Raw genomic sequence first — 10,017 nt, 5'->3', positions numbered from 1 at the left:
ATCTATTGCTTCACCATCAATAATAACATTATCTAAGTCAAATACTACAAGTTTAATCAATAATACCACCAATTATATTAAATCTAGCTCACTTAATCTGTCGTAAGCTCTTTCGACGCCTAATTTAGCGTCATCTTTGGTTTTTGCACCAGTACATACAACTTTACCGGAACCAAATAACAATAAGACCACTTTAGGGTCGGATAATCTGTATACTAAACCCGGAAATTGTTCAGGTTCGTATTCAGTATCTTCTAATTCCAAAGCTACCGCTTCTAAATTTAATGTGGATTCCAGATTTGCGGAAGCCACGATGTTTTGAATTTTAATATCAAATTCATGAGGAATTTCTGTATCGATAGTCCTCATCAAATCTACAGTTTTCTTGATTGCCAATTTGGAATCATCTATAGATTTCGCTCCAGTGCAAACAAGCTTACCAGAGCTAAATATTAATGCTGCTGTTTTGGGATCTTTTAGCTTAAAGACTAATCCCGGAAACTGTTCACGATTAAAATTAACCCCTTCCAAAGCTTCGGACACTTCAGTCAAGACGATGTCCTTTCCAATGCTTGCAGAAGCAACAATGTTTTCAATTTTAATATCAACATCGGTCAATTTAAAACCTCCAATTCATTTTTAAAAGTAGAATAGTAAAATTTAAGAAAACAAAAAATTAGTTAAATTTTTACTAGTTAAATATATTATTTAAATAGTATATAAATGTATGTTTATTTGGAAAATATTTTACAAATTTTAAAAAATTCGAAAATTTTAAATTTTTGAAATTAAGACTCCTTTATAAATGAAATTCAAATTCATGTATTGAAAATAGTTATTTATAAATGTTACTACATTTTAGTATTACATCACCAAAATCAAATAGGCAGACCCTTTTTGAAGGATATTTAAAAAAATTTGAAATCAAAATTGCTTTTGCTTCGCCAAATTGACTTGAACTCGTAAAATTGACCTCAGATAAAACTAAATCATTTATATATCTGGGATTACATAGGATAGGATAACGCCACTAATCAAAATCGGTGAAAAAAATAATGGTGATTTATATGAAAAAAATAAAAGAACCTGCATATTTTTTAAATTCCATTAAGGAAACCCATCCCTTTGATGACGAAAAAGATTTGATTAAAAAAATCAAGGAAAGCAAAGACTTCCGAAGAAATCCTGACATGGCCCCCAAACAAGAGGAATTGAATAAAAAAATAGTTCTTGACAAACTTGATGGTCTGATAAGCATTTTTGAAAATTATGAAGTCTGAAGCAATCAAATATTAATCTTAGGATCATTGGACTACTTCAGATTAGCCTTAAAAAGGGAAAATCTAAAAAAGCAGCAAAAAGATGAATTGCTGAAAGTAATATTTGAATATGGGGAGCATATCGAAAATTTCTATTTTACAATGCGCATACATCCGGAACACTTTTCATATTATGATTTAACTCCTGTGGAAGAAGAATTTGATAGATTGCAGCATTACATAGAGGATTTGGGCATATTGCCTAGGCTTTATGATGAAAACGTGGATTTAAGCATTTTTCTTGAAGATGATGAACTATCCTGCAATGGTTAGAAAACTCTGATTTAATGGCAAAATTTGACAGACAAGATTTTCAACTTCAATGATTTAGATATATATAACAATTAACTCTAACAAAATTGATACCATGATTGAAGTTGAAGTGAAAGCTAGAATCGATAGCTTTGAGGAAATGGAAAAGAGGCTCAAAGATCTTGGTGCAGTCAAGACAAAGGACGAGTTCCAGGAAGACATCTATTTTGCAAGCCCGATAGTTGACTTTGCCGAAACAGACGAGGCCTTAAGAATCAGGACTACAAACAACGACACTTTCATAACCTACAAGGGTCCGAAGCTCAACGAAAAGGCAAAGACCAGAAAGGAAGTGGAGATGACCATTGAAAGCGCAGCCAAAGCAAGCGACATTTTCACCGAAATCGGTTTCACTCCGGCAAGGACCGTCAGGAAAAATCGACAGTACTACCGATACGAAAACTTTGAAATATCACTTGATGACGTTGAGGGCCTTCCTCCATATATGGAGATAGAAATTGCCCTAAACGACAGCGAGGACTACACCGAAGCCCAAAGCAAAATATTCCAATTATTCGAAAAATTGGGCATCACAGACGGCTTTGAGAGAACCTCATATATGGAACTATTGGAAAACTTAAATAATGAAAAGTAACAAATATTATATATTAATAATATTTTATAGAGTGATATTTTGCAATATTTTATTAGTCATTATAACAAAGAATGCGAACTTACATTCCCCGAAGACATTACCATCTACGATACAACACTCAGGGACGGCGAGCAGACTCCAGGAGTATGCTTCAGTTTCGAGGACAAGATGGAAATAGCAAGAAAGCTTGACCAGTTCAAGATCCATCAGATTGAGGCCGGCTTTCCCATAGTCTCAGAAAGGGAAAAGGAAACGGTCAAGGCAATAGCAAACGAGGGCCTTGACGCCACAATCCTGGGGCTTACAAGGACAAAGCCGGAAGACATCGACGCAGCCCTTGACTGTGACGTGGACGGAGTAATCACCTTTGTTGGAACATCAGACATTCACCTTGACCACAAGATGCACATCACAAGGCAGGATGCCATAAACCTCTGTGAGACTGCGGTGGACTACGCAAAGGACCATGGGCTTTTCGTTGCATTCTCAGCCGAGGACGCCACAAGAACTGACATTGAATTCCTGAAAAGAATCTACGGCAAGGCTGAAGAGTGCGGAGCCAACAGGGTCCACATTGCAGACACAACCGGAGCGATAACACCTCAGGGAATCGACTATCTGGTAAGGGAACTCACCAAGGACCTGAAGCTTGACCTTGCGGTTCACCTCCACAACGACTTCGGCCTGGCAGTGATAAACTCAATCGTCGGAGTGCTTGCAGGTGCAAAGGCCGTTTCAACCACCGTGAACGGAATCGGCGAAAGGGCAGGTAACGCATCCCTTGAGGAGCTCATAATGGCCATGAAAATCCTCTACGGAAAGGACTACGGATTCAAGACCAAATACATTAAGGAGCTTTCAGACCTTGTCTCAAGGGCAAGCGGACTTCCGATACCATACAACAAGCCGGTTGTCGGAAACAACGTCTTCAGGCACGAGTCAGGAATCCATGTGGATGCGGTCATCGAAGAACCTCTCTGCTACGAGCCGTACCTTCCAGAGCTTGTGGGCCAAAAGCGCCAGCTGGTGCTTGGAAAGCATTCAGGCTGCAGGGCAGTCAGGGCAAAGCTCAACGAATGCGAGCTTGACGTAAGCGACGACGAGCTTATCGAAATCGTAAGGCAGGTCAAAAAGCAAAGGGAAGAGGGAAAATACATAAACGATCAGGTATTTAAGGAAATCGTTAAAAACACCAAAAAATAGGTTATGATCATGAACATTACAGAAAAGATACTTTCCGAAAAGGCAGGACATGAAGTAACTCCCGGAGAAATCATCGAGATTCCGGTGGACCTTGCAATGTCACACGACGGAACAAGCCCCCCTGCAATAAAGACATTCGAAAAGATTACCGACAGGGTATGGGATCCGGAAAAGATAGCAATCATATTCGACCACAACGTTCCGGCAAACACCATCGGTTCGGCCGAATTCCAAAAGGTGTGCCGTGAGTTCATCAAAAAGCAGAATATCACAAAAAACTACATTCACGGAGAGGGAATCTGCCACCAGATAGTTCCGGAAATGGGACTTGTGGAGCCGGGAAAGGTCATTGTGGGAGCCGATTCACACACATGCACATACGGTGCCTTCGGAGCGTTTTCAACAGGAATGGGAGCGACAGACCTTGCCATGGTATGGGCAACCGGAAAGACATGGTTCATGGTCCCCGAAGCCATAAGGATGAACATTACAGGCGAGCTGAACGAATACATCGCCCCAAAGGACATCATTCTAAACATAATAGGCACAATAGGAATAGCCGGCGCCACATACAAGACCGCAGAGTTCTGCGGAGACACAATAGAGAAGATGGGCGTTGAAGGAAGGGCCACCATGTGCAACATGGCAATCGAGATGGGAGCCAAAAACGGAATTATGGAACCCAACAGAGAAGTCATCGACTACATCTGCCGGAGGACAGGCAAGAAGGCTTCACAGCTGAACGTCATAAGATCAGATGCAGATGCACACTACGAAAGGGAGCTTGACTTCGACATAACAGACCTCGAGCCGCAGATAGCATGCCCTAATGATGTCGACAATGTCAAGGGAATATCCAAAATCGAAGGAACATCCATCGACCAGTGCCTAATCGGGTCATGCACAAACGGAAGGCTGTCAGATTTAAAAGACGCCGCCGAAATCCTTGAGGGCAACACAATCGACGACAGCATCAGGCTGCTGATACTTCCAGCCTCAAGGGAAATATACAGACAGGCCATTGAGCTTGGATACATCAACACATTCATTGATGCAGGAGCAATCATATGCAATCCGGGCTGCGGACCTTGCCTCGGAGGACACATGGGAGTGCTTTCGGAAGGCGAATCCTGCATTTCAACAACAAACAGGAACTTCAAGGGAAGGATGGGAGACCCTGCCTCTGAAGTCTACCTTTCAAACTCAAAGGTGGTTGCGGCATCAGCAATTACCGGAACAATTACAAATCCAAAGGATTTATAGTGATTAACATGACAAAAGATAAGAACGAAGCCAACAAGAGACTCATCGAAAAGATGGAAGATTTAGAGATAACCTACGGTCAGAAATTCTCCAACACCCAAAAGATTCTACTGACTACAGACGGCTCAATCACTGCAATTCTGGACGTGTTATACGGCAAGATAAGCCTGTTTACAATCGACCAGCATTTTGGAATAGCCGATGAAAGCCATGCCAAGCTGGTGGATGTCAATCCAGGTGATGAAATCAATTTCAGGGAAGTCCTGATGCACAAAAACACCAAGCCCCTGATATATGCTGTCTCACATGTCCCTCTCGGAAGGTGCAGCGAGGAGATATGCGCAGACCTTCTCAGGGCAGACATCCCGATTGGAAGGATTCTTAAAAACTACAATATCGAATCAAGACGGGAAGTCAAAAACATCTTCATCGAAAAGTCAAACGCAAAGCTCAAGGAACTCTTTAAGACCGATGAGGATTTCCTTGCAAGGGACTATGTCATCATACACGACGGTGAAATACTTATGTGGATTAAGGAAATGTTTCCTGTAAGCTACTTTACTGAAATCTAGTGGTAAAAATGAAATTCCAAGGAACAATAATCAAAAACGAAGTCAGAGAAAAGATAAACAAGCTTGAGGAGGAATACAACACAACCTTTTCAACAACACAGAAGCTGCTTTTATGCGAAAGGGGACCTATAACAACAATCCTTGACGTGCTGTACGGAGAGGTTAGCCTTTTCATGCTTGACCAGCACATTGAAAAGTCAAACAAAAAGACAGCAAAGGTACTCAACATCAATCCCGGAGATGAGATAGACTACAGAGAGGTCATTGTGCACAAGAGCGGCCGTCCGCTGGTTCATACAGTATCATGCATCCCCACATCAAGATGCAGCGATGAAGTCATTGATGATTTGATGGAGGAACGTCTCACCACCGGAAAAATCATCGAAAAGAACGATATGGAAACATATATCAGAATAAATAAAATTTCAATTGAAAAGCCTACTCCTACAATGGAGGAGCTCTTCAAGACAAATCAGCACATGCTATCCCGTGAATACGTAATGACACACAATAAAGAAGTGGTGATATGGACCAGGGAATCATGCCCGTTAAGTTACTTTAAAGTTTAGTGATTTAAATGAAATTTGAAGGAAAAATAGTAGAGAACAAATTAAACAAAAGACTGAAAGAGATAGAAAAGGAAAAGGATATAAAATTCTCAAATACCCAGAAAGTGCTCCTGACAGTTGAAGGATCAATTACAGCAATACTGGATGTGCTCTACGGCAAAGTGAGCATCTTCACATTAAGCAGACACTTCGAAAAGGCAAACCAGGACACTTCCGAACTTGTCGATATCGATGAGGGCGAAGAGATAAACTACAGGGAAGTAATCATCCACAGAAGAGGACAGCCTTTGATTTATGCTCTCTCCCTGATTGTGCTGGACAGATGCAAAGAGGAAGCACGCCAGGACATCATAGATGGGGAAATACCATTGGGGAAGGTGCTCAAAAATCATAAGGTCGAAAGCAGGCGTGAAATACAGCATATATACATTGAAAAGCCTGATGCGACATTAAAGGAGCTCTTCAAGACAAGCGAAGATTTCATAACCCGTAACTATATAGTGATAGAAAATGATGAAATCACCATATGGACCAAGGAATCATTCCCTATCAGCTATTTTTCAGATAAGATGTAGGTGAGAATATGGGTGTTAAGCTTAAGGATATAGTGGAACCGGAATCAATCACATTCAAGGACCTGGAAGGAAGGGTGGTGTCAATTGATGCATTCAACACACTTTATCAGTTCCTCTCAACAATAAGGCAAAGGGACGGAAGGCCGCTTACCGATGAGAACGGAAACATCACCTCACACCTGAGCGGAATCCTATACAGGAACTCCTCAATGATTGAAAAGGACATAAAGCCGATTTATATCTTTGACGGAAAGGCACCTGAACTCAAAAGCGAGACCCAGGCAAAAAGGCGGGAAGTGCGAGACGAGGCTGAACAGATTTACAAGCAAGCCCTGAAGGAAGGCGACACAGAAAAGGCCCGCAAGTTTGCAATGAGATCATCAAAACTGTCACCGGAAATAATAGAATCATCAAAAAAGCTTTTGACATACATGGGAATACCGTATGTCGAGGCAAAGGGCGAAGGGGAAGCCCAGGCCGCATATCTGGTGGCCAACGGAGATGCGTATGCCGTCGCATCACAGGATTATGACTGTTTATTGTTCGGAGCAAAAAGGGTTGTGAGAAACCTTGCAGTCAATTCAAACCTCGGAAACCTTGAATATTACCAACTGGACAAGGTGTTGAAGCAGCTGAACATAACAAGGGAGCAGCTGGTCGACATGGGAATCCTTATAGGCACCGACTTCTGCGAAGGCATGAAGGGAGTTGGGGCAAAGACCGCACTGAAGCTGGCGCACAACGGCAAATTGAAAGAAAAACTCGCAGAGCTTCAAAAGGAATCATCACACGACCTTGCAGAAGTGAGGGACATATTCCTGAAGCATAACGTCAATACCGATTATGAGATAAAATGGGAAAAACCTCAAAAGGACAAGATTATAGAATTCTTATGCTATGAGCACGGATTTTCCGAAGACAGAGTATCCAAGGCATCAGACAGGCTGAAAAACCTAAACTCCTCACAGGGAAGCCTGGATGCATGGTTTTAAAAAAAGATAAAACAGATTATCAAAACTCATTTTAAAAAATAAAAAACATTCAAAGTAATTGTTGCAACTATCTGCAACTATACATTAAAATTATATTACCCTATCCTTTTAAATACTAGTTAATAAAATAATATAATTAGGATTCTAAATATTGAGTAACCCTATACAATCTACCACCACACACCCCAAGATTGTATACAAAACACTTTAGAAATGGCAGCTGTCAAGGGGACAGTGAACGCCAATTTCATTATTCAATATATTCTATAGAATCCATGGTGTTGATGGTTTCTCACCACCACAAAACCCGGAAACCATCAATGCTCAATAAGGCGGGAAATCGCTGCCGAAAACTTTTTCTGCATATTTCATTGCCAGGTGAACCTGGTGCTTGTGGTTTATGATCATCTCTTTTTCAAAATATTCACGTGAAGGTGACCTTAAAATCAGTTTAAGCAAATTCTCATAGGTTTCGCATGCCAAATTCCTATCAAAACCGTATTCATCAATGATTTCTGGCGTCAGCTTTTCCAAACATGGAAACTCCAGTGTCTTGCAGACAGTATCTGTCGTGAAATAGGTCATCCGGATTAGCGGAGATACCGATGAAACCAGTACATGATTGCCGAGCTTTATCAATGGAGGAATTCCTGTTTTTCTGTACCTCTCCATTGAAGTGAGATTCCCATAGTTTTTGAGGTTGTAGCAGTGAAGCTCGGTGTAGAAGTCGGGCTTGAGCTCACAGATTAAATCAAGAATCTTACGTCCAAGTTCTGATTCGTAATATTCCTTTTTTATTGTTGAGATATACTCTGTCCTGTCAAAATTATAAAAATAGAACTGCCCGGGGGACAAGTCGTCAGTGTCGATGCGTCTTAAAAACTTCAGGGAAGTGACTCCCTCATTTCCGTGGACTCCTCCAATGAAGAGCTTGGTCGGTCCCCTGCCGTTGTCGATGTATCTGAAATAGGACATGAAAAAAAAATAGTTTGGAAGGAATCTATGTTCCTTCTTGCCAGTTTGCCATGTAGGCCTTCTGCTTGTCTGTCAATGAGTCGATTTCAATTCCCATGGCGTCCAGCTTCATGCTTGCCACGGTGTAGTCAATCTCATCAGGAGCCTTGGTGACGCCTACAGGCAGGTCGTTTTCAAGGATGTGTTTTGCAGACAGTGCCTGAACGGCAAAGCTCATGTCCATGATTTCTGCAGGGTGTCCCTGTCCACGTGCAGCTGAAAGGTTTACCAAACGGCCGTCAGCCAACAGATAGATTTTCCTACCGTCTTTTGTAGTGAACTCCTCAATGCTTTCACGAACTTCCTTGACCTCGGTTGAGATGGCTTCCAAATCAGGCCTGTTGATTTCAACGTTGAAGTGTCCTGAGTTTGCAAGCATACAGCCGTCCTTCATGTACTTGAAGTCATCGCCGCAGATGATGTCTGCATTTCCGGTTACGGTAATAATCAGGTCGGCCTGTTTTACAGCTTCCCTTATTGTCATTACACGGTATCCATCCATTCTTGCTTCAAGCGCACGGATAGGGTCGACTTCGGTTACGATTACATCGGCACCTAAACCTGCTGCCCTCAAGGCCAGTCCACGGCCGCACCATCCGTAACCGCAGACAACTACGGTTTTTCCTGCGATGACCATATTGGTTGTTCCCATGATGGCGTCAAAGCTTGACTGTCCGGTTCCGTAACGGTTGTCGAATAAGTATTTGGTATAAGCGTCATTAACGGCGATTACAGGGAATTTCAATGCGCCGTCGGCATGCATTGCCTGAAGCCTGTGCACACCGGTTGTGGTTTCCTCACATGCACCTTTGATGTGGCTCAACAATTCTTTCCTTTCGTTGTGAAGCACCATAATCATGTCCGCTCCGTCGTCAATGATTATGTCAGGCTTGTGGTCCAGCACCATGTTGATGGTCTGGTAGTATTCCTCATCATCCTGTTCTCTCCATCCGTAAACGTTAAGTCCCAAATCGGCTGCTCCTGCAACTGCATCGTCATGTGTGGACAGCGGGTTGCATCCGGTCATGGCCACTTCAGCTCCACCGGCCATAAGTGTCAAACCTATCCGATTGTTATTCCTTTGAACGGTTGGGTTTCTTCATATTCCTTTTTGATGGATTCCAAAACAGGCATGTGTTTTTGAACCCATTCGATTTTTCTTACACCTTCGGGTGCAAGTGACATGTCTTTTACTTTACTCATAATATCATCAAATTAAAAGTTGTTAATGATTAAATATTTGACTTGTAAGTTATTAAATATAACTAAAGAAAATGAATATTAGGTGATAACATGACATTAGTAAAAAACAAAAATAAGAATTTGCAATTAATACATAAGCCTAAACGCTTAAAATGTTTTACATATTCTTTAACTCAAGAAAAAAGAAAGGAAATAGAATTGCAAAAACGAAAAGAAAGAACTTTAACTTTATTGTGCAAGAATTCTCCGGCTTCTTTAAGCCGGGGATGAATTGCACATTTTAGTGGGTTGGTGTCTATATTTTTTTTATGTGGATGGGGTGGTGAGATTAGTTTTCAAATGCTCTCGGATAAATGCTATATTATATGTAGGTTATAATAATCTAATATAGAAAGATGGG

General features: G+C 41.5%; 12 protein-coding genes and 1 pseudogene. 10 read left to right on the top strand and 3 right to left on the bottom strand.

The window, feature by feature from the left end; genetic code table 11:
- Window positions 1–72 precede the first annotated feature (72 nt).
- Complete coding sequence (locus tag QZ138_RS10455) at window positions 73–618, bottom strand: TATA-box-binding protein (RefSeq protein ID WP_292792009.1); 546 nt, start codon at window positions 616–618, stop codon at window positions 73–75.
- A 449-nt stretch (window positions 619–1,067) separates the two neighbouring features.
- Between QZ138_RS10455 and QZ138_RS10450 the strand changes: the two genes are divergently transcribed.
- The 9 genes from QZ138_RS10450 (at window position 1,068) to fen (ending at window position 7,400) form a co-directional block, all read left to right on the top strand.
- Complete coding sequence (locus QZ138_RS10450; protein WP_292888975.1) at window positions 1,068–1,280, top strand: hypothetical protein; 213 nt, start codon at window positions 1,068–1,070, stop codon at window positions 1,278–1,280.
- Between the two features lie 87 nt (window positions 1,281–1,367).
- Window positions 1,368–1,592, top strand: a complete 225-nt coding sequence (locus tag QZ138_RS10445) for a hypothetical protein (RefSeq protein ID WP_292888974.1) — start codon at window positions 1,368–1,370, stop codon at window positions 1,590–1,592.
- Window positions 1,593–1,686: 94 nt separating this feature from the next.
- Window positions 1,687–2,226, top strand: coding sequence for a class IV adenylate cyclase (cyaB, locus tag QZ138_RS10440; protein ID WP_292888973.1), 540 nt, complete (start codon window positions 1,687–1,689; stop codon window positions 2,224–2,226).
- Between the two features lie 39 nt (window positions 2,227–2,265).
- Entirely contained in the window at window positions 2,266–3,429 is a 1,164-nt protein-coding gene (locus tag QZ138_RS10435) for a homocitrate synthase family protein (RefSeq protein ID WP_292888972.1), read from the top strand.
- A 9-nt stretch (window positions 3,430–3,438) separates the two neighbouring features.
- A complete protein-coding gene (gene hacA / locus QZ138_RS10430) occupies window positions 3,439–4,692 on the top strand; it encodes a homoaconitase large subunit (RefSeq protein ID WP_292888971.1) in 1,254 nt (417 codons plus the stop codon).
- Between the two features lie 8 nt (window positions 4,693–4,700).
- On the top strand, window positions 4,701–5,264 hold the full coding sequence (locus QZ138_RS10425) for a chorismate pyruvate-lyase family protein (protein ID WP_292888970.1): 564 nt from the start codon (window positions 4,701–4,703) through the stop codon (window positions 5,262–5,264).
- 8 nt (window positions 5,265–5,272) lie between these two features.
- A complete protein-coding gene (locus tag QZ138_RS10420) occupies window positions 5,273–5,833 on the top strand; it encodes a chorismate pyruvate-lyase family protein (protein ID WP_292888969.1) in 561 nt (186 codons plus the stop codon).
- An 8-nt stretch (window positions 5,834–5,841) separates the two neighbouring features.
- Complete coding sequence (locus tag QZ138_RS10415; RefSeq protein ID WP_292888968.1) at window positions 5,842–6,408, top strand: chorismate lyase; 567 nt, start codon at window positions 5,842–5,844, stop codon at window positions 6,406–6,408.
- A gap of 8 nt (window positions 6,409–6,416) precedes the next feature.
- Window positions 6,417–7,400, top strand: a complete 984-nt coding sequence (fen, locus tag QZ138_RS10410) for a flap endonuclease-1 (protein ID WP_292888967.1) — start codon at window positions 6,417–6,419, stop codon at window positions 7,398–7,400.
- Window positions 7,401–7,724: 324 nt separating this feature from the next.
- Here fen and QZ138_RS10405 read toward each other — a convergent pair whose 3' ends face one another.
- Window positions 7,725–8,375 carry a DUF2119 family protein gene (locus tag QZ138_RS10405; RefSeq protein ID WP_292888966.1) on the bottom strand — a complete coding sequence of 217 codons (651 nt, stop codon included), beginning with the start codon at window positions 8,373–8,375 and terminating at the stop codon, window positions 7,725–7,727.
- Window positions 8,376–8,400: 25 nt separating this feature from the next.
- Window positions 8,401–9,617, bottom strand: a pseudogene (locus QZ138_RS10400) (adenosylhomocysteinase).
- A 90-nt stretch (window positions 9,618–9,707) separates the two neighbouring features.
- Between QZ138_RS10400 and QZ138_RS10395 the strand changes: the two are divergent.
- Window positions 9,708–9,887 carry a hypothetical protein gene (locus QZ138_RS10395; RefSeq protein WP_292888965.1) on the top strand — a complete coding sequence of 60 codons (180 nt, stop codon included), beginning with the start codon at window positions 9,708–9,710 and terminating at the stop codon, window positions 9,885–9,887.
- Window positions 9,888–10,017 lie beyond the last annotated feature (130 nt).

The sequence above is a fragment of the Methanobrevibacter sp. UBA212 genome (assembly GCF_905233225.1).
In the GTDB taxonomy this organism is placed as follows: Archaea; Methanobacteriota; Methanobacteria; order Methanobacteriales; family Methanobacteriaceae; genus Methanocatella.
Note: the sequence above shows the minus strand (reverse complement) of the source record. Positions and strands in the feature narration are given on the sequence as shown.

Bases quoted from the DNA above. Each gene is read 5' to 3' on its own strand.
- QZ138_RS10420 (WP_292888969.1), top strand. From the start codon at position 5,273: ATGAAATTCCAAGGAACAATAATCAAAAACGAAGTCAGAGAAAAGATA.
- QZ138_RS10395 (WP_292888965.1), top strand. From the start codon at position 9,708: ATGACATTAGTAAAAAACAAAAATAAGAATTTGCAATTAATACATAAG.
- fen (WP_292888967.1), top strand. From the start codon at position 6,417: ATGGGTGTTAAGCTTAAGGATATAGTGGAACCGGAATCAATCACATTC.
- QZ138_RS10415 (WP_292888968.1), top strand. From the start codon at position 5,842: ATGAAATTTGAAGGAAAAATAGTAGAGAACAAATTAAACAAAAGACTG.
- hacA (WP_292888971.1), top strand. From the start codon at position 3,439: ATGAACATTACAGAAAAGATACTTTCCGAAAAGGCAGGACATGAAGTA.
- QZ138_RS10425 (WP_292888970.1), top strand. From the start codon at position 4,701: ATGACAAAAGATAAGAACGAAGCCAACAAGAGACTCATCGAAAAGATG.
- cyaB (WP_292888973.1), top strand. From the start codon at position 1,687: ATGATTGAAGTTGAAGTGAAAGCTAGAATCGATAGCTTTGAGGAAATG.
- QZ138_RS10405 (WP_292888966.1), bottom strand. From the start codon at position 8,375: ATGTCCTATTTCAGATACATCGACAACGGCAGGGGACCGACCAAGCTC.
- QZ138_RS10450 (WP_292888975.1), top strand. From the start codon at position 1,068: ATGAAAAAAATAAAAGAACCTGCATATTTTTTAAATTCCATTAAGGAA.